We start from the raw sequence: 19271 nt of genomic DNA on the forward strand, positions 1-19271 counted from the left end.
CGTGACGCTCGAACTGAATGCAGACCCGATCGACCTCACCGCGGCGCTGGTGGACATCCCCAGTGTCAGCGAGGACGAATCGCGCATTGCGGACGAGGTGGAACGGGCGCTCCGCGACCAGACGACCGGCTTCGAGATCATCCGCAGTGGCAACGCCGTGCTGGCCCGGACCAACCTCGGGCTCGGGTCGCGCGTGATGCTCGCCGGGCACCTCGACACGGTTCCCATCGCAGACAACGTGCCGTCGAGGCGGGAACACGACAGCGCCGAAGGTGACATCCTGCACGGCTGCGGAACCGTCGACATGAAGTCGGGCGACGCAGTGTTCCTGCATCTCGCCGCGACGATCGACAATCCTGCGCACGATCTCACTCTGGTGTTCTACGACTGCGAGGAGATCGCGGCTGCCCGCAACGGGCTGGGCCGCATCGAACGCGAACTTCCCGAATGGCTGGTCGCCGACGTCGCGATCCTCGGCGAACCGTCCGGCGGGTTCATCGAGGCCGGTTGCCAAGGGACACTGCGGGTTCGGTTGACGGCGTCGGGAACACGGGCTCACAGTGCCCGGTCCTGGTTGGGCGACAATGCAATTCACAAATTCGGCGCGGTTCTGAACCGGCTCGCGGCGTATCGCGCACGCACCGTCGACATCGACGGCTGCGTGTATCGGGAAGGGCTGCAAGCTGTCCGGATCTCCGGTGGGGTCGCGGGCAACGTCGTTCCCGACGCCGCCGAGCTCGATGTCAACTTTCGCTTCGCACCCGATCGCAGCGTCGACGACGCCGTCGAACACGTTCGTGAGGTGGTCGAGGGACTGGATCTCGGCTTCGAGGTCACCGACTCATCGCCGGGTGCCCTTCCCGGACTGAACCAGCCTGCGGCGGCTGCGCTCATCGAAGCCGCGGGCGGACAATTCCGCGCCAAGTACGGCTGGACGGACGTCTCCCGGTTCTCGGCGCTCGGTATTCCGGCGGTCAACTACGGACCCGGCGACCCCAATCTCGCCCACAAGCGCGACGAACGCGTCCCCGTCGAGCAGATCACCCACGTCACGCAGGTTCTCCGGAGCTACCTCACTGCCGGATAGCCTGAACGCCATGAACAGCGACCAGGACCCAGGTAGTTCCGAGGAACACGGCAGTTCCGAAGAACACAGCAGTTTCGAGTGGCACAGCAGCGAGAAGCCGGCCAAGCACAAGGGATCCGTCGTACTTCGGCGTGGCCGGAACACCGAGACCTCCACCTCGGATCAGCGCCTGCTCGACGAGCGAGGACCGGGGAACTGGATTCACTCCGACACCTGGCGAGTGCTGCGTATCCAGAGCGAATTCGTCGAGGGATTCGGTGCACTCGCCGAGGTCCCCAAGGCCGTGACGGTGTTCGGTTCGGCGCGCACCCCCGTCGACCATCCCGAGTACGCCCGAGCCCGGCAACTCGGAGCCGCTCTCGCGAAGGAGGGCTTCGCCGTCATCACCGGTGGTGGGCCGGGCGCGATGGAGGGGGCGAACCGAGGTGCGAGCGAGGCCGACGGCTACTCGATCGGGCTCGGGATCGAGCTGCCGTTCGAGCAGGGCCTCAACGAATGGGTCGATCTGGGCGTCAACTTTCGCTACTTCTTCGTCCGCAAGACCATGTTCGTGAAGTACTCGCAGGCGTTCGTGTGCCTTCCCGGCGGCTTCGGTACTCTCGACGAACTCTTCGAGGCGCTGACCCTGGTGCAGACGGCCAAGGTCACCAGGTTCCCGATCGTGTTGCTGGGCAAGGACTTCTGGTCGGGACTGCTCGATTGGATCAAGACGACTCTCGTGAAAGAAGGCAAGGTGTCCGAGAAGGACCTCGAACTGATCCACTGCACCGACAGCGTCGACGAGGCTGTCCGGATCGTCCGCGAGGCCCAGCAGTGAGCGATCGTGGCACGACCGAACGCGCGATCAGTGTCTGCGTCTACTGCGCGTCCGGTCCCGTCGACTCCTCCTTCATCGACCTCGCCGCCGAGGTCGGCACCGAGATCGGCCGACGAGGCTGGCAGCTCGTCTCGGGCGGCGGCAACGTGTCGATGATGGGCGCCGTTGCTGCGGCGACGCGAGCTGCGGGCGGCAACACGGTCGGCGTGATCCCCAAAGCACTCGTGCATCGCGAGGTCGCCGATGTCGATGCCGACGAGTTGATCGTCACCGACACCATGCGCGAGCGGAAGAAGATCATGGAGGACCGCGCCGACGCGTTCATCACCTTGCCGGGTGGCATCGGGACGTTGGAGGAGCTGTTCGAGACGTGGACCGCGGGCTATCTCGGGATGCACAGCAAGCCGATGGTGATGCTCGACCCATTCGGACATTTCGACGGCATGATGCAGTGGATCGACGGGCTGCTGGCCACGGGCTTCGTCCAGCAGCGCGCCGTGGATGCCCTGATCAGAACCGCGTCGGTCGAGGCTGCCCTGGACGCCTGTGCAACGTTGTGACAGGTCACCAACCGTGGCCGACGAGTGCGCTCCTCAAAGTTGTTACTCTCAAGTAGGGTAAGAAATCTCACATCGTCTTCAAAGGGGAGTACATGGCTGTCGATGCCCGTCAGAAAATTGGAGTGACCGACCTCGCGGTCGCGTTGCCGAAAATGGTGACGGAGGTGCCCAGTCTCCTCAAGGGCCTGGCGGGATTCACCCGCAAACCCGACCACAAGGCGTCGATCGGTCAGGTCTTCCAGGATGCTGCCGCGAAGAACAGCGACCGTCCGTTCGTGCGGTTCGAGGGTGAGTCGATCACCTACCGGGACGCGAACGAGCTCGTCAACCAGTACGCCGCGGTGTTCGCAGACCACGGAGTGACGCGCGGCGACGTCGTCGGCATCCTCAGCAAGAACCGTCCGGAGGCGCTGTTCGCCGCACTTGCCGCCGTCAAACTCGGCGCCAGCGCGGGAATGCTGAACTACAACCAGCGCGGCGATGTACTCGAACACAGCCTGGGCATTCTCGAGGCGAAGGTCCTCGTACTGGACGAGAACGCGCAGGAGGCGCTCGATTCGCTCGACGGGGAGCCGAAGGTCGGTGCCGTACTGCCGCTGAAGAAACTCGCCGAACTCGCCGCGACGGCGTCGACAGCCAACCCGAAGGTGACCGCCGAGATCCAGGCCAAGGAGAAGGCGTTCTACATCTTCACCTCGGGCACCACCGGCATGCCGAAGGCGAGCCTGATGAGCCACTTCCGCTGGCTCAAGTCCATGTCCGGTCTCGGCAACATGGGTGTCCGGCTGCGCAGCAACGACGTCATCTACTGCTGCCTGCCGCTCTACCACAACAACGCGCTGACGGTGACGCTGTCCTCGGTGCTCGCGGGCGGCGCGACGATGGCCATCGGCAAGCAGTTCTCGGTGAGCAATTTCTGGGACGACATCCGGGTCAACAAGGCCACCGCGTTCACCTACATCGGCGAGCTGTGCCGCTACCTGCTGACACAGCCGAAGAAGAGCTCCGACCGCGACAACTCGGTGAAACTGATCGTCGGCAACGGACTGCGCCCGGAGATCTGGGAGGAGTTCACCGAACGATTCGGCATCTCCCGCGTCGCCGAGTTCTACGGTGCAAGCGAGTGCAACATCGCGTTCATCAACGCCCTCAACATGAAGAAGACCGCCGGGATCTGCCCGCTCCCGTACGCCGTCGTCCAGTACGACGAGGAGTCCGGCAAGGCCAAGCGCGGTCAGGACGGCAAGCTCCGCAAGGTCGGAAACGGCGAGGTCGGACTGCTGTTGTCCAAGGTGACCGACCGGGCACCGTTCGACGGCTACTCCGACGACAAGGCCACCGAGAAGAAGTTGGTGCGCGACGGCTTCAAGGACGGCGACGCGTGGTTCGACACCGGCGATCTGGTTCGTAAGCAGGGCTGGATGCACGTCGCATTCGTCGACCGTCTCGGCGACACCTTCCGTTGGAAGGGTGAGAACGTAGCCACCACTCAGGTCGAAGGTGCGCTCGGTGGGCATCCGTCGATCGACGGTGCCGTCGTGTACGGCGTCGACATCGAGGGAACCGACGGCAAGGCAGGCATGGCTGCGGTGACGCTGCGCGAGGGCGAGACCTTCGACGGCAAGTCCACGGCCGCGCACCTCTACGACAAGCTCCCCACGTACGCGGTGCCCCTCTTCGTCAGGGTCGTCGACAGCCTCGAGCAGACGTCGACGTTCAAGAGTCAGAAGGTGGCCCTGCGCAAGCTCGGCTACGAGGAAGACGGCGACAGCGACCTGTACGTGCTGCGCGGCAAGTCCGGTGGCTACGAGAAGGCGTACGACGGCTACGTCGCCGAGGTCGCCGCAGGCAAGGCTCCCAAGGGCTGAGCACCCGAAAGATGCGCTCGTGCCACTATTGATTTCATGAGCACCCTCTGCGGCAAACCGGTCGCCGACGATCGCGCATTGGTCATGGCCATCGTCAATCGCACCCCCGATTCGTTCTACGACGGGGGTGCGAATTTCAGCGACGACGCTGCGATGGCGTCGGTGCACCGGGCTGTCGCAGAGGGTGCCGACATGATCGACATCGGTGGTGTGAAGGCAGGTCCCGGCGACATCGTCGACGCCGAGGAGGAGATCCGCCGTGTCGTCCCGTTCGTCGAGGCCATCCGGGACGCGTATCCGGAGCTGCTGATCAGTGTGGACACCTGGCGCAGCGAGGTAGCTCGACTGGCCTGCGGTGTCGGAGCGGATCTGATCAACGACACGTGGGCCGGGGCCGACCCCGAGCTGGTGCGCGTCGCTGCCGCCGAAGGAGTCGGCATCGTCTGCTCGCACACCGGCGGTGCGGTGCCCCGCACTCGCCCGCATCGGGTTCGGTACGCCGATGTGGTGGCCGACGTGATCACCGAAGTCACCGCCGCCGCGGAGAACGCCGTCGCGGAGGGGGTGAAAAAAGATTCGATTCTGATCGATCCGACGCACGATTTCGGGAAAAACACCTATCACGGGCTCGAGTTGTTGCGTCGCGTGGACGATCTTGTAAACACCGGGTGGCCTGTGCTCATGGCGCTGAGCAACAAGGACTTCGTAGGCGAGACTCTAGGGGTAGAGCTCGCCGACCGGTTGGAGGGAACATTGGCAGCGACAGCATTGGCCGCAGCAGGCGGAGCCCGAATGTTCCGGGTGCACGAAGTTGCGTCGACCAGAAGAGTCGTCGACATGGTGGCAGCGATCCAGGGACTGAGAACCCCGGCGCGGACGGTCAGGGGTCTGGCATGACGCTTGCAGATCGAACGGACGTCACCAGGGCGTGGTCCGAGACCAACAGCTGGGACACCCCGGAGTGGACCATTGCCGAGCTCGAGGCCGCCAAAGCGGGCCGAACGGTGTCGGTGGTACTGCCGGCACTGAACGAGGAGCAGACGGTCGCCGCTGTCATCGACACCATCCACCCGTTGCTCGGTGGCCTCGTCGACGAGCTGATCGTGTTGGACTCCGGTTCCACCGACGAGACGGCCGTGCGCGCGACAGCGGCCGGCGCACGCGTCATCAGCCGAGAAGAAGCGGTACCCGGCGTGGACCCGGTACCGGGCAAGGGCGAGGTGCTGTGGCGATCGGTCGCCGCGTCGACCGGTGATCTCATCGCGTTCGTCGACTCCGACCTGATCAACCCCGATCCGGCGTTCGTGCCCAAGTTGCTCGGCCCCCTGCTGATGGGCGACGGCATCCACCTCGTCAAGGGCTACTACCGCCGTCCGTTGCGGACCAGTGGAACCGAGGACGCCAACGGCGGTGGACGCGTCACCGAGCTCGTGGCAAGGCCGCTGCTCGCTGCCCTTCGGCCCGAGCTGACCTGGGTCATTCAGCCCCTCGGCGGTGAGTATGCCGGTACGCGTGAGCTTCTGTCCGCGGTGCCGTTCGCACCCGGCTACGGAGTGGAGATCGGGCTGCTGCTCGATACCTACGACAGGCTCGGACTGCGGGCGATCGGCCAGGTGAATCTGGGTGTGCGCAAGCACCGCAACCGCCCGCTGGTCGAACTCGGGGCCATGAGCAGACAGATCGTCGGGACGATGCTCAATCGGTGCGGGATGGTCGATTCCGGTGCCGGTCTGATGCAGTTCCGAGTCGACGGCGACTCGTTCGAGCCGTTCTCCACCGAGGTGTCGTTGCTGGACCGACCGGCGATGAACTCGCTGAAGTAGCGTGTCGGGCGGTCGTGACAAGATCGTGGCATGTTGACGCTGCTGATCTACGTCGTCGTCATTGCCGTCGTCGCCGCTGCATTGTTCTTCGTGGCGTCAGCGGTGTTCGGTCGCGGTGAGGAATTGGGCCCGCTGCCCGAGGGAACCACCGCGACCGTTCTGCCGGCCGAAGGCGTCACTGGTGCCGACGTGCACGCGCTGAAGTTTCAGCAGAGCCTGCGCGGCTACAAGCCCAGCGAGGTCGACTGGGCGTTGGAGCGACTGGGCGGCGAGATCGACATGCTCCGTTCGCGGCTGTCGGCTGCGCAGCAGGCACAGGAGACGGTCGCCCCGTCCCCGAATGAGCCGGACGAGCGATGAGCGCTGTCGCCGGACCGGACGGCCGACTGCGCTGCCCCTGGGGTGCCACCGACGACGACCTGTACCGGAACTACCACGATCTCGAATGGGGACAGCCGCTCCACGGCCGCAACGAGCTCTACGAGCGGCTCTGTCTCGAAGCGTTCCAATCGGGCCTGTCGTGGATCACGATCCTGCGCAAACGCGACAGCTTCCGCACGGCATTCGCCGGATTCGATCCCGAGCTGGTGGCCCGGTTCGGCGACGCCGATGTCGAACGGTTGATGAAGGACGCGTCCATCGTGCGCAACAGGCTCAAGATCGACGCAGCGGTGAGCAACGCGCGTGCCATCGTCGATTTCGACGATACCGACCTCGACACCCTGCTCTGGTCGTTCGCTCCGAAACCCAGGCCGGCGCGCCTGACCGAGTTCTCCGATGTGCCCGCCTCGACTCCGGAGTCCACCGCTCTGGCCAAGGAGCTCAAGCGGCGGGGCCTACGGTTCGTCGGTCCGACAACTGCCTACGCCTTGATGCAGGCCACCGGAATGGTCGACGATCACCTGTCGGGGTGTTGGGTGCAGGTCGTCAATACCGACTCCGGTTCCCGGTATCGACGACGATAGGGAAGAATAGGGGACAACACCCGTCGCCCCGCGACGGAATTGTCTTTTTGGCCTAGGCGCCGAGCTGGTGGGCGCAGATCTGGAGGGAGCAGAGGATGGCGGCGATGAAGCCCCGGACCGGGGACGGTCCCCTCGAAGCAACCAAAGAGGGACGAGGAATCGTCATGCGCGTCCCGCTCGAGGGGGGCGGCCGATTGGTCGTCGAATTGACCCCCGACGAGGCCGCGGCGCTCGGTGACGAATTGAAGGGTGTCACCGGCTGACCGTTCTGTCGATCGATCATCGCTCAGCCCCGCTCGCCGTGACGGCAAGCGGGGCTTTGTGTTGTGTTCACGACTGTGCCGTCCGGCAGAGTCGTGACGGAGGAGGTGTCCGATGCTGACCGACGTCGTGGACGTGCTGCTGTGTCCGCAGTGCCGAGCACGCGAGGTCGACTCCGGGCTCGGTGTCGGCGACACGGATCGGGCTCTGTGGTGCGATCGAGGGCACTCGTTCGATGTCGCTCGGCAGGGGTACGTCAGTCTGCTGACCGGTGACGGCGGCAAGTTCACCGGCGACTCGGCCGAGATGATCGCCGCGCGCGATGCGTTCCTGGGGGAGGGGCACTTCGACCCGATCGCCCGAGCAGTGTCTGCGGGGGTCCCGGTGGACAGTGAGGTGGTGCTCGACGTCGGGGTCGGAACCGGTCACTATCTCGCGGCTGTTCTCGACGACCACCCCGAGGCTCGGGGGATGGGCGTCGACGTGTCGAAGTTCGCGGCCAGGCGCGCTGCCCGGTCCCATCCCCGGCTGGGGTCCGTGGTCGCCGACATCTGGAGCGGACTTCCGGTGCGGTCGGGTGCCCTGTCCGCGGTGACGTGCGTCTTCGCTCCGCGCAACGCCGGAGAACTGAATCGGGTACTCGTCGACGACGGCGTGTTGGTGGTCGTCACGCCCACGACGCGGCATCAGCGCGAGCTGCGGGGGCCGCTGGGACTCATCGGTGTCGACGAGGACAAGCCCCGCCGCCTGAGCGAATCGTTGTCCGGTCTGTTCGAACCGGTCACGGAATCTCCGCTGGAATACTCGATGATGCTTTCGCACAACGACATCGAGGCTTTGATCGGCATGGGCCCGTCGGCGCGTCACGGTGACCCCGAGGCGCGGGCTGCGGCGCTGACGCAGCTACCGGACACCACTGAGGTCACCGCGTCGGTGACGGTGTCGACCTATCGCAAGACGAATCGCTGAGTCGTCCCGATCAGCGGCGGCGCGCCAGAGCGTCGTTGTAGACGGCGAGAGTCTGCTTCGCGATCGACGCCCAGGAGAACTCGGCGACGGCCCGCTCTCGACCCGCCTTGCCCATCGCTGCCGCGAGCGCGGGATCGAGGGCGACCTCGTTGACGGTCTCGGCCAGGTTCCGCTCGAAGGCATCGGGTTCGTAGGAGTTGTAGTGCACCAGGCGTCCGGTGCGGCCCTCGTCGACGACCTCGGGAATGCCGCCGACATCCGATGCCACCACAGCAGTTTCGCAGGCCATCGCCTCGAGGTTGACGATGCCCAGTGGCTCGTACACCGAGGGGCAGACGAAGACGGCTGCTGCAGTGAGGATCTCGCGAATCTTGTCGGTGGGCAGCATGTCCTTGACCCAGAACACACCGCCGCGCTGCTCGGCGAGCAGGGCGACGGCCCGCTCGGTTTCCGCGGCGATCTCCGGAGTGTCGGGGGCACCAGCGCACAGGACGAGTTGGATCGACGGGTCGAAGTGGTGGGCGGCAGCGATCAGGTGGCCCACACCCTTCTGCCTGGTGATGCGGCCGACGAACGCGACGATCGGCTTGCTTCGATCGACGCCGATCTCGTCCAGAGTTGCGGTGCCCTGGTCGGCGAACCACCGCTGCGTGTCGATTCCGTTGCGCACCACATGAACCCGGCTCGGATCGAGCCGCGGGTACGCGTCGAGCACGTCTTTGGCCATGCCCTCGCTGACGGCGATGACCGCGTCTGCGTATTCCACGGCATTGCGCTCGGACCACGACGAGATGCGGTAGCCGCCGCCGAGCTGCTCGGCCTTCCACGGCCGCCGTGGTTCGAGTGAGTGTGCGGTGAGGATGTGCGGAACGTCGTACAACTCGGCGGCGAGATGGCCCGCGAGGCCGGTGTACCAGGTGTGTGAGTGCACCACATCGGCGTCGGCGGCGGCGTTGGCCATCCGCAGCTCGGCCGACAGCGTCGTCAACGCGGCGTTCGCTCCGGCGAGTGCGGGATCGGGGTCGTGTACCTGCGCGGTGTCGCGCGGCGCGCCCATGCAGTGGATGTCCACGTCGCACAGCGATTTCAGCTGCGCGGCCAACTCCGTGACATGGACTCCTGCGCCACCGTAGATCTCCGGGGGATATTCCTTGGTCATCATTGCTACGCGCACGTGAACGAACCTACATTCCCCAGCAGTTGTGCGTGTACTGCTAGCAAGGTTCTCTCGGTGCGGATAGGTTGAGTGGGTGAGGACACAACCGCACGTACTAGGGATTGTGCTTGCCGGCGGTGAGGGTAAGCGCCTTTACCCGATGACCGCGGACCGAGCCAAGCCAGCCGTGCCCTTCGGGGGCGCCTACCGACTCATCGACTTCGTACTGAGCAATCTCGTCAACGCCGGCTACCTCCGGCTCTGCGTGCTCACCCAGTACAAGTCCCATTCACTGGACCGCCACATCTCGCAGACATGGCGACTGTCCGGTTTCGCCGGGGAGTACATCACTCCGGTCCCGGCACAGCAACGTCTCGGGCCCCGGTGGTACACCGGCAGCGCCGACGCCATCTTTCAGTCGCTGAACCTGGTGTACGACGAGGACCCCGAGTACATCGTGGTCTTCGGAGCCGACCACGTGTACCGGATGGACCCGGAGCAGATGGTGCAGCAGCACATCGACTCCGGTGCCGGCGTCACCGTCGCGGGCATCCGGGTTCCGCGTAGCGAGGCATTCGCGTTCGGATGCATCGACTCGGACGAGAACGGCAAGATCACCCAGTTCCTCGAGAAGCCGGCGCAGCCGCCCGGGACCCCCGACGATCCCGACGTCACCTACGCCTCGATGGGCAATTACGTGTTCACCACCAAGGTGCTCGTCGACGCCATCAAGGCCGACTCCGAGAACGTCGACTCCGACCACGACATGGGTGGCGACATCATTCCGGCACTCGTCGAAGCAGGCGTCGCCTCGGTCTACGACTTCAACGACAACGTCGTTCCCGGTGCCACCGAACGCGACCGCGGATACTGGCGAGACGTCGGCACCATTGACGCCTTCTACGACGCCCACATGGACCTCGTGTCGGTGCACCCCATCTTCAACCTCTACAACCGTCGCTGGCCCATTCGCGGATCGGCCGAGAATCTGCCGCCCGCCAAGTTCGTCCAGGGCGGCTTGGCTCAGGAGTCGGTCGTCGGTGCCGGCTGCATCCTGTCCGCGGCCACCGTCCGTAACTCGGTGCTCAGCTCCAACGTCATGATCGACAGTGGTGCGACCGTCGAGGGCAGCGTCCTGATGCCCGGCGTCCGAATCGGCAAGGGTGCCGTGGTGCGGCACGCGATCCTGGACAAGAACGTCGTCGTCGGTGACGGCGAGATCATCGGTGTCGATCACGAACGCGACCGCGAACGCTTCAACGTCAGCGCCGGGGGAGTCGTCTCCGTCGGCAAGGGCGTCTGGATCTAGAGCCTGCGGCATGTGAGTGGTTCTTCGTAGTCTGCTACGAAGAACCACTCACATGCTTACGCGCGCGACGCGCAGATCAACCCGTCGCCCAGAGGCAGCAGCACCGTGGTCAGACGCTCGTCCTCGGCGATGGCCCGGGCGGCGGATCGAACGGCAACCGCGGTGGCGTCGCGCTGAGTCGGGTCGGCGACTCGCCCACCCAGTAACGCGTTGTGCAGCACCAGAACTCCACCGGGTCGCAGGAGTCGAACACTCTCGGCGACGAAGTGCGGATGGTCGGCCGGACTGGCATCGATGAAGACCAGATCGTAGGTGTCGTCGGCCAACCGGGGGAGCACATCGAGCGCCCAGCCGTTGATCAGCCGGGTGCGCGAGGGCGCAATTCCGCCCGCGCGGAACGCTTCTCGGGCTGCACGCTGGTGCTCCGGCTCGGTGTCGATGGTGGTGAGCACACCGTCCACGCGCATCCCGTCGAGCAACCACAGACCGCTGATTCCAGCGCCGGTACCGATTTCGACGACAGTCTTCGCACCGAGCATCTGGGTGAAGATGGACAGAATCGCTCCGACCGACGGCGGTACCGGCGCGGCACCCAGGTCGACGGCTCGCTCTCTGGCTGCGATCAGAACCTCGTCCTCCTGAGCGGAGTCTTCGGCGTAGGCGAGCATCTTCTCGGCGTTGGTCGGCACGCCCCGAGGCTATCGTGCCCAGGGCACATTCTCACGCACACATTCTCAGGTGCGCCTCAGCTGTTTCATACCGGACCCACACGCGGGTCCGTCAGGCTGTGAAGGAGTCGAAGGTCCATCTCGATTGCGAAGTGTGAGCTGGAACATCCGAGGGTAGTCGTCGGTTGAATCAGAAGGACGTACGCAGTCCTGAGCAGGAGGATCCAACTATTTACAAGATCAACGGCGATCGCGACAGCGCGCGTCTACCCGAGTCCGTACCCGCACCCGACGATCTCAGCGGCACCGCAGTGTTCGATGCGACCGGCGAGAACTCCAGCATGCCGTCCTGGGACGAACTGGTTCGCGAACACGGCGACCGCGTCTACCGACTGGCCTACCGCCTGTCCGGCAACGCCCAGGACGCCGAGGACCTGACGCAGGACACCTTCATTCGCGTGTTCCGCTCCCTGTCGAATTACCAGCCGGGCACCTTCGAGGGGTGGCTGCACCGCATCACCACCAACCTGTTCCTGGACATGGTTCGTCGTCGCAGCCGCATTCGTATGGAGGCGCTCCCCGAGGACTACGATCGTGTTCCCTCGGACCGACCCAACCCCGAGCAGATCTACCACGATGCTCGCCTCGACCCCGATCTGCAGTCCGCGCTCGACTCGCTGGCACCGGAGTTCCGTGCCGCAATCGTGCTGTGCGACATCGAAGGACTGTCGTACGAGGAGATCGGTGCGACACTGGGCGTCAAGCTCGGAACTGTTCGCAGTCGCATTCACCGTGGACGCCAGGCGCTACGCGAGTACCTTCGAGTGCACGGGAAGGTCGACTCCGGTCACGCAAGTGTCCACTAGCTACGAGGAGGGTTGGATGACGCAGGCGCGCAAGCCGAAGCGATTCAGCTCCACCGAACATCTGGCCAGTGAGGCCATCGCGGCGTACGTCGATGGCGAATTGCGAATGCCCGCCTATCTCCGCGCAGCAGACCACCTGTCCGAATGCCCCGAGTGCGCTGCCGAGGTCGAGGCCCAGCAGCAGGCGCGCAAGGCACTGCGTGGAGCAGGGGAGATGTCGATGCCACACTCCTTACTCGGCCTGCTCAGTCAGATACCGTCCTGCGCGGGCGAGGATCGGCCGACCCACACCAAGAGAACGTTCATGTCCGCTGTCGCCGACGTCCGCCGTCGCCGACGCTGATCGCATCGACATCTGCCCCACGACTTCTCACCTGCATCGAGCCGCGCCGACCGCTCGAGTGATACTGAACTCTCACACCGACGTATGCGAGGGGTAACCGGACGCGTGACATCGAATTCGACCAGCACCGAGGCCGCAGGCACCGACCCATCGGAGATCGAGCCCGACGGCATCGGCTCGGCGGGACCGGAGGGTCCGCGGTTGCCACCTCGTCCGGTGTATCGACCTTCCGTCGATCCGGTGTCGGCTTCGGTGTTCGGACGTCCCGACGACGTGGACGGTTCGTTCTCTCCTCGTAGGCCCGGTGAGGAACTTCCCTCACGTGTGTCGGTGCGTCCACCCGATCCCATCCTCGCCGAGGCGTTCGGACGCCCGGACGATGCCACAGAATCGCTGCAGCGCGACCCGAACGCCGAGGACGACAGCGACGCCGCTCCGTCGGCTCCGGCAGATCCGTGGCGCGACCCCACCGCTCGGGTGTCCCTCGGCAGCGCGGCGCTCGACACCCCGCCCCCTCCTGTGCTGCCGCCGGGAACCAAACTCGGTGTGCGCGACGTGCTGTTCGGGCGGTCGGTATCGGCCCGAGCTCTGGTGGTGCTCGGTGTTCTGGCACTCGTCATCGGATTGGTCGGCGGGTTGTTCGGTCGCCTCACCGCCGAGGTGACCGGCGCGTTGACCAGCCAGAAAGTGACTCTGACCCAATCCAGCGGCGACGACATCCCGCGCGGGCAGATCAGCAAGGTCGCCGACGCAGTCCTGCCGTCCGTGGTGTCGATCCAGGTGACGCTCGGCGACACCGGCGGTACCGGCTCGGGCGTCGTCATCGCAGGTGAGGGCTACATCGTGACGAACAATCACGTGATCTCACTGGCCGCATCCGACCCGGAGAACTCGACCCTCGAAGTGACCTTCTCCGACGGCACCAAGGTGCCAGCGGACATCGTCGGACGAGACACCAAGACCGACCTCGCCGTCCTCAAGACCGACGTCGGCAACCTCACCGTGGCCGAGCTCGGTCGTTCCGCCGACGTTCGCGTCGGGCAGGACGTGATCGCCGTCGGCTCACCGCTGGGATTGAACAAGACCGTCACCTCCGGCATCGTCAGCGCGCTCGACCGACCCGTTGCCCTGTCGGGTGAAGGCACCGACACCAATGCCGTCATCGATGCCGTGCAGACCGACGCCGCCATCAACCCCGGCAACTCCGGTGGCCCGCTCATCGACTTCGAAGGCCGCGTGATCGGCATCAACTCCGCCATCCGCAGCGAGAGCGGCGGATCGGTGGGCCTCGGCTTCGCGATTCCAGTCGACGAGGTGTTCGAGGTGACACAGGCGCTGATCCGGGACGGCGTGATGCGGCACCCCGACATCGGAATCAATGCCCGCTCGGTCATCAACGACACCTCGGCCGGCGCGGAAGTGGCGAACGTCCGCTCGGGCGGTCCTGCCCAGCAGGCCGGAATCGTCGAAGGAGATGTCATCACCAAGGTCGGTGACCGAGCAGTGGGCGACGCCGACGAACTGGTCGTCGCCGTGCAGGCCACGACGATCGGGGAGCCCGTTCCCGTGCAACTCGTTCGGTCCGGGCGGCTGGTGGACCTGTCCGTCACGCCGGTTTCGGACTGACGACGTAGGCTGGCAGACGTGTTCGGCAACATCGGTTGGGGAGAGCTCGTCATTCTCCTCGTAGCAGCTCTCGTCATCCTCGGCCCCGATCGCCTCCCCGGCGCGATCAGCTGGGTGTCCAAGTCGATCCGCCAGGTCAAGGACTACGCCAACGGCGCGAGCCAGCAGCTCAAGGACGAACTCGGCACCGACTTCGAGGACCTCCGCAAGCCGCTGGCGGATCTCAACCAACTTCGCGGCATGACCCCTCGGGCAGTGATCACCAAACACCTGCTCGACGGAGACGACTCGGTCTTCAAGAACCCACTCGAGGACACCTTCAAGGGCAAGCCCTTCGACGCCAAGCCGAAAAGCTCGGGCGGCCCGACGCCCCAGATCAACACTCCGCAGGGTGGGGTGTCGATGAGCAAGAACGAGCCGAAGCTGTCCGCAGGCGACACCCCGCCCATCGACGCGGACGCCACCTGACGCTACTTCGCGTATGCCGACCCCGCTGCTGCGTGAATGGACCATTGCATACGTCTGAGCGCGGCAGTGGTCCATTGACGCAAAGGGGAGCGGGGCTAGAGGACCTTGTTCAGGAAGTCTTGGGTGCGAGGGTTCTGCGGGTTACCGAACAATTCGTCGGGGGTTCCCTCCTCGACGATGACGCCCTCGGCCATGAAGATCACGCGATCCGCGACCTCGCGTGCGAAGCCCATTTCGTGGGTCACGACGACCATCGTCATGCCGCCCTGCGCGAGGTCTCGCAACACCTGCAGGACTTCGCCGACCATTTCTGGGTCGAGAGCACTGGTGGCCTCGTCGAACAGCATGATCGACGGGCTCATGGCCAACGCTCGGGCGATGGCGACGCGCTGCTTCTGCCCGCCGGAGAGGTTGGCGGGTTTGTAGTCCGCACGCTCGGACAGGCCCACTTGTTCGAGCAACTTCGCAGCCGACTCCTTCGCCTGCGACTTCGACATCTTCTTCGTCTCGACGGGCGCGAGCATGACGTTCTCGAGTGCGGTCATGTGGGGGAAGAGGTTGAAGTGCTGGAACACCATGCCGATGTTCTGGCGCACCTTGTCCAGATCGACGTTCTTCGATGTCAGGTCGGTGCCGTCGACGACGACCGATCCGGCAGTGATGTCTTCGAGCTTGTTCAGGCAACGCAGGAACGTGCTTTTGCCCGAGCCGGATGGCCCGATCACGCACACCACTTCACCGTTGGCGATTTCGGCGTCGATGCCCTTGAGGACCGTGTTGTCGCCGAACGCCTTCTGCAGGCCCCTGATGGAGATCTTGGTTCCGGAACCGCTGTCGACCGGCAGGTCCTTGGTCAGTTCGGTGCTCATTTGTTGATCCTCTTCTCGAGCCGGTTCGACAGCTTGGTGAGAGCCATGATGATGATGAAGTACAGAACGCCGACGATGAGCCACATGTTGAACGACTCGAAGTTGCGGGCGATGATCAGACGACCGGTCTGTGTCAGTTCGGCGAGGCCGATGACCGAGAGCAGTGACGTGTCCTTGAGCGTGATGACGAACTGATTGATGTACGACGGGATCATCGTGCGAATTGCCTGTGGCATCACCACTTTTCGCATCGACTTGAGGTAACTGATGCCGAGACTGCGCGATGCTTCCATCTGGCCCTTGTCGACGGCGAGAATCCCACCGCGGACGATCTCGGCCATGTACGCACCGGCATTGAGCGAGAGCGTGATGATGCCCGCGGTGAACGCCGACATCTGGAAGTTCAGCGCCGCGGGGACACCGAAGTAGATGAAGAATGCCTGCACCAGAAGCGGTGTGCCACGGAAGATGTCGACGTAGGTGGTGCCGATGCCGCGGAGCACGATGTTGGTCGAGACGCGAAACAGGCCGAAGATCGCGCCGAGCACCAGCGCGATGGCGATGGAGATGACGGTCAGCACGATGGTCAGCCACAGGCCCTTGAGCAACAACTGCCAGCTGCTGGCGATCAGACCGGGGATGGACGTGTCGGCGGTGGAGGCATCGGCATTGAGGTAGGTGTCGAGAATCTGGTCGTACTGGCCGTTGGCGCGCAGGTTCTCGAGGCCGGTGTTGAACTGCTCGAGCAGCTGCGCGTTGGTGCCCTTGGCGACGGCGAATCCGTAACTGGCACCGGCTTCCTTCTCGGTGACGGTCTTGAATCCGTTGCCCTGGGTGATGCCGTAGGCGAGCACCGGGTAGTCCTCGAAGGCGGCCGCAGAGTTACCGGTGCGCACTTCCTCGAACATCGTTGCCGAGTCGTCGAAGCTCCGGATGGTGAAGCCGTACTGATCTGCGATCGACGCGGCGAAGGTCGCGCCCTCGGTGCCGTTCTTGACTGCGACGGACTTGCCGCGCAGATCCTCGTAGCCCTTGATCTCGTCGTTGGAATCCAGAATCGCCATCTGGACACCGGAATCGAAGTACGGCTCGGAGAAGTCGAAGGTGGCCTTGCGTTCGTCGGTGATCGACATGCCGGCGATCATTCCGTTGAACTGGCCGCTGGTGACGCCCTGGAGTGCGGTATCGAAACCGACCTGCTCGACGGTGTAGTCGAAGCCCTGATCCACCGAGATCGCGGCGAGTAGGTCCATGTCGATTCCGACGAGTTTGCCGCTCTCGTCCTGGAATTCGAACGGTGCGAACGTGGTGTCCGTCGCGATCGAATAGTTCTGTGCAGGCGGGGCGGGTTGTGCGGATGCCATAGCGGGACCGAGCAGCGATCCCAGCAGGGTGATCAGCAGTGCGATCAGAACCGGAACGACGACCGGCCTGACCCGATGCGGCTTCTTCATGAAGGCCACTCTCTATCGACAATAGGATCGAAGGCAAATCCTAAGGCCCCAACCCTGTTTCCCGCGTCGTTTGTCGGGTATAAGCGCGACTTACAGTTTGCGCGCGGAATCGATGCCGAGTGACATTCCCACCAGGCCGCGCTCGCGTACGGCGAGTTTCGCTGCGACGGCCTCGAGTGCCTGTGCCGCAGGCGATTCCGGGTTACTCAGCACGATCGGCGTGCCTGCGTCACCGCCCTCTCGGACGGCGGTGTCGAGCGGAATCTGGCCGAGAAGGGGAACGCTGGCACCCACTGCCTTGGTGAGTCTGTCCGATACGTCTTGTCCGCCACCGGATCCGAAGATGTCCATGCGGGTGCCGTCGGGCAGTTCGAGCCACGACATGTTCTCCACGACGCCTGCCACGCGCTGCCGAGTCTGCAGTGCAATTGCACCCGCGCGCTCGGCGACCTCGGCCGCGGCCTGCTGCGGGGTGGTGACCACGAGGATTTCCGCGCTCGGAATGAGCTGAGCGACAGAGATTGCCACGTCTCCGGTACCGGGAGGAAGGTCGAGCAGCAGTACGTCCAGGTCGCCCCAGAAGACGTCGGCGAGGAACTGCTGCAGCGCACGGTGCAGCATCGGTCCGCGCCAGACGACCGGAGTGTTGCCCTGCGTGAACTGGGCGATCGAGATGAACTTCACGCCGTGCGCCTGCGGCGGCATGATCATCTTCTCGACCTGCGTGGGCCGGGCGTCGTTCCCGAGCATCCGGGGCACGGAGTGGCCGTAGATGTCGGCGTCGAGCACACCGACCGAGAGTCCGCGAGCAGTCAGCGATGCGGCGAGGTTGACCGTCACACTGGATTTGCCGACGCCACCCTTGCCCGACGCCACCGCGTACACGCGCGTCAGGGATCCGGGTTGCGCGAAGGGAATGATCGGCTCCGCGGAATCGCCGCGCAGTGACTTGCGGAGTTCGGTGCGCTGCTCGTCGTTCATCACGTCGAGTTCGACCGAGACGGTGCCGACGCCTGCGACGTCGGCGACTGCGTTCTTGACGCGGTCGCTGATCTCGGTCTTCATCGGGCACCCGGAGGTGGTGAGGTAGATGCCGACGCCGACGGCTCCGTCGTCGGAGATGTCGATGCTCTTGACCATCCCCAGATCGGTGATGGGTTTGCGGATCTCGGGGTCGATCACCTTCGAGAGCGCGGTCCGAACGTCGGATTCGGTCAGTACAGCCATTGCCTCATGCTAGGCGGTGGGCTGCGCGCCGATGGACAGCAGGGCAGGCGCGGACGGCCGATCAGTGGATGCGCGGGAGCTGGTCCGAGGTCGGGACGATGCCGGTGGCGTATCCGGCCGACCACGCGAGCACGTTCGCCACGTAAGCCATCGAGTTGTTGTAACGCAGGATCGCTTTGGTGGTCGATCCCAGGTCACGCATGTTGGTGCCGTCGTCGCACAGGTACATGCCGGTGGCCAGGGCCGCGTCGAACAGATTCTGTGGGTCGGAGACTCCGTCGCCGTTGCCGTCGGCGTGATAGAGGTTCCACGTCGAGGGTAGGAACTGCATGGGTCCGACGGCACGGTCGTATTCGGTGTCGCCGTCGAGCGCGCCGCCGTCGGTGTCACGAATCACCTGATTGCCCGCGAGGGTGCCGTTCAGTCGTGGCCCGAGGATGGGCTCGTGCAGCTCGCCCGAGTCGTCGACCTTGCCGTTGTTGGCATGGGTGGATTCGACACGGCCGATGCCGGCGATCACGGTCCAGCTGATGCCGCAGCCGGGTTGCTGCTGGGCGAGGATGCGCTCGGCATTCTTGTACGCCGAGACGTTGACGACCGGAATCGCGATGGGACTGACCGCGAGGTTGGTGGGCAGCTCCGGTGTGGGCGGGATCTCGGGAACCGGCGCGGGTGCGGGGACGGCAGCGGGCACGGGAAGCTCGGCCTGGGCGACCGGCTGCGCCTGTCCGTCCTGGGCGATCGGCTGCGGAGTTTCGACGACGGAGTTCGATTCCTGCGCGGCAGGGGACGTCTTCGCGCTGACGAACGGGATGTATTCCGTGGCTCCGGCGCTGGTGGCGGCGGTGACGAGTCCTGCGGGGACGAGACCTGCCAGAGCAATCACCGAATTCCGTCTGACCTTGGAATTCGATGCTTTTCTGTGACGACCCACG

21 protein-coding genes are annotated in these 19271 nt (G+C 64.9%); 15 read left to right on the forward strand and 6 right to left on the reverse strand.

The genetic code is table 11. From position 1 onward, the window contains the following. Window position 1 precedes the first annotated feature (1 nt). The 10 genes from dapE (at window position 2) to CH276_RS22130 (ending at window position 8350) form a co-directional block, all read left to right on the forward strand. Window positions 2-1087 (forward strand): succinyl-diaminopimelate desuccinylase, encoded by a 1086-nt coding sequence (dapE, locus tag CH276_RS22085; RefSeq protein WP_094629592.1) that lies wholly within the window; start codon window positions 2-4, stop codon window positions 1085-1087. 10 nt (window positions 1088-1097) lie between these two features. Continuing rightward, window positions 1098-1904 carry a TIGR00730 family Rossman fold protein gene (locus CH276_RS22090; protein WP_032394086.1) on the forward strand — a complete coding sequence of 269 codons (807 nt, stop codon included), beginning with the start codon at window positions 1098-1100 and terminating at the stop codon, window positions 1902-1904. Continuing rightward, on the forward strand, window positions 1901-2464 hold the full coding sequence (locus CH276_RS22095; RefSeq protein ID WP_032394087.1) for a TIGR00730 family Rossman fold protein: 564 nt from the start codon (window positions 1901-1903) through the stop codon (window positions 2462-2464). The genes CH276_RS22090 and CH276_RS22095 overlap by 4 nt, the downstream gene beginning before the upstream one ends. 92 nt (window positions 2465-2556) lie before the next feature. Then, window positions 2557-4332 (forward strand): long-chain-acyl-CoA synthetase, encoded by a 1776-nt coding sequence (locus CH276_RS22100; protein ID WP_094629593.1) that lies wholly within the window; start codon window positions 2557-2559, stop codon window positions 4330-4332. A gap of 36 nt (window positions 4333-4368) precedes the next feature. Next, entirely contained in the window at window positions 4369-5229 is an 861-nt protein-coding gene (gene folP, locus CH276_RS22105; RefSeq protein WP_032394089.1) for a dihydropteroate synthase, read from the forward strand. Then, complete coding sequence (locus tag CH276_RS22110) at window positions 5226-6155, forward strand: glucosyl-3-phosphoglycerate synthase (protein ID WP_094629594.1); 930 nt, start codon at window positions 5226-5228, stop codon at window positions 6153-6155. The genes folP and CH276_RS22110 overlap by 4 nt, the downstream gene beginning before the upstream one ends. A 30-nt stretch (window positions 6156-6185) precedes the next feature. After that, window positions 6186-6515, forward strand: coding sequence for a DivIVA domain-containing protein (locus tag CH276_RS22115; protein ID WP_094629595.1), 330 nt, complete (start codon window positions 6186-6188; stop codon window positions 6513-6515). Further along, entirely contained in the window at window positions 6512-7120 is a 609-nt protein-coding gene (locus CH276_RS22120) for a DNA-3-methyladenine glycosylase I (RefSeq protein ID WP_094629596.1), read from the forward strand. The genes CH276_RS22115 and CH276_RS22120 overlap by 4 nt, the downstream gene beginning before the upstream one ends. 95 nt (window positions 7121-7215) lie before the next feature. Beyond that, the gene (locus CH276_RS22125) at window positions 7216-7383 is read left to right on the forward strand and encodes a DUF3117 domain-containing protein (RefSeq protein WP_008714277.1); all 168 of its coding nucleotides are present in this window, start codon (window positions 7216-7218) and stop codon (window positions 7381-7383) included. A gap of 112 nt (window positions 7384-7495) precedes the next feature. After that, a complete protein-coding gene (locus CH276_RS22130; protein WP_094629597.1) occupies window positions 7496-8350 on the forward strand; it encodes a methyltransferase domain-containing protein in 855 nt (284 codons plus the stop codon). Between the two features lie 10 nt (window positions 8351-8360). Here CH276_RS22130 and glgA read toward each other — a convergent pair whose 3' ends face one another. Continuing rightward, window positions 8361-9524, reverse strand: coding sequence for a glycogen synthase (glgA, locus tag CH276_RS22135; RefSeq protein ID WP_094629598.1), 1164 nt, complete (start codon window positions 9522-9524; stop codon window positions 8361-8363). A 76-nt stretch (window positions 9525-9600) separates the two neighbouring features. Here glgA and glgC point away from each other — a divergent pair, with 76 nt between their 5' ends. Then, window positions 9601-10815 carry a glucose-1-phosphate adenylyltransferase gene (gene glgC, locus CH276_RS22140; RefSeq protein ID WP_032394095.1) on the forward strand — a complete coding sequence of 405 codons (1215 nt, stop codon included), beginning with the start codon at window positions 9601-9603 and terminating at the stop codon, window positions 10813-10815. A gap of 56 nt (window positions 10816-10871) precedes the next feature. Here glgC and CH276_RS22145 read toward each other — a convergent pair whose 3' ends face one another. After that, window positions 10872-11483: an O-methyltransferase gene (locus tag CH276_RS22145; protein ID WP_032394230.1), complete on the reverse strand. Its 612-nt coding sequence runs from the start codon at window positions 11481-11483 to the stop codon at window positions 10872-10874. 239 nt (window positions 11484-11722) lie between these two features. Between CH276_RS22145 and sigE the strand changes: the two genes are divergently transcribed. The 4 genes from sigE (at window position 11723) to tatB (ending at window position 14786) form a co-directional block, all read left to right on the forward strand. Beyond that, the gene (gene sigE / locus CH276_RS22150; protein WP_052049292.1) at window positions 11723-12349 is read left to right on the forward strand and encodes an RNA polymerase sigma factor SigE; all 627 of its coding nucleotides are present in this window, start codon (window positions 11723-11725) and stop codon (window positions 12347-12349) included. A gap of 16 nt (window positions 12350-12365) precedes the next feature. Then, a complete protein-coding gene (locus CH276_RS22155) occupies window positions 12366-12692 on the forward strand; it encodes an anti-sigma factor family protein (RefSeq protein WP_032394231.1) in 327 nt (108 codons plus the stop codon). Between the two features lie 84 nt (window positions 12693-12776). Continuing rightward, complete coding sequence (locus tag CH276_RS22160) at window positions 12777-14318, forward strand: S1C family serine protease (protein WP_373453945.1); 1542 nt, start codon at window positions 12777-12779, stop codon at window positions 14316-14318. Between the two features lie 18 nt (window positions 14319-14336). Further along, the gene (gene tatB, locus CH276_RS22165; RefSeq protein WP_094629599.1) at window positions 14337-14786 is read left to right on the forward strand and encodes a Sec-independent protein translocase protein TatB; all 450 of its coding nucleotides are present in this window, start codon (window positions 14337-14339) and stop codon (window positions 14784-14786) included. A 95-nt stretch (window positions 14787-14881) separates the two neighbouring features. On the opposite strand, the gene CH276_RS22170 is transcribed toward tatB, so the two are convergent. The 4 genes from CH276_RS22170 to CH276_RS22185 all read right to left on the reverse strand — a co-directional run bounded on the left by CH276_RS22170 (window position 14882) and on the right by CH276_RS22185 (window position 19270). Further along, window positions 14882-15655: an amino acid ABC transporter ATP-binding protein gene (locus tag CH276_RS22170; protein WP_094629600.1), complete on the reverse strand. Its 774-nt coding sequence runs from the start codon at window positions 15653-15655 to the stop codon at window positions 14882-14884. After that, window positions 15652-17109, reverse strand: coding sequence for an amino acid ABC transporter substrate-binding protein/permease (locus CH276_RS22175; RefSeq protein WP_032394098.1), 1458 nt, complete (start codon window positions 17107-17109; stop codon window positions 15652-15654). The genes CH276_RS22170 and CH276_RS22175 overlap by 4 nt, the downstream gene beginning before the upstream one ends. Window positions 17110-17199: 90 nt before the next feature. Then, window positions 17200-18336: an Mrp/NBP35 family ATP-binding protein gene (locus CH276_RS22180; RefSeq protein WP_032394099.1), complete on the reverse strand. Its 1137-nt coding sequence runs from the start codon at window positions 18334-18336 to the stop codon at window positions 17200-17202. A 61-nt stretch (window positions 18337-18397) separates the two neighbouring features. After that, complete coding sequence (locus CH276_RS22185) at window positions 18398-19270, reverse strand: lytic transglycosylase domain-containing protein (protein WP_032394100.1); 873 nt, start codon at window positions 19268-19270, stop codon at window positions 18398-18400. Between the last annotated feature and the right edge of the window lies 1 nt (window position 19271).

The sequence above is a fragment of the Rhodococcus sp. 06-470-2 genome (assembly GCF_002258235.1).
In the GTDB taxonomy this organism is placed as follows: Bacteria; Actinomycetota; Actinomycetes; order Mycobacteriales; family Mycobacteriaceae; genus Rhodococcoides.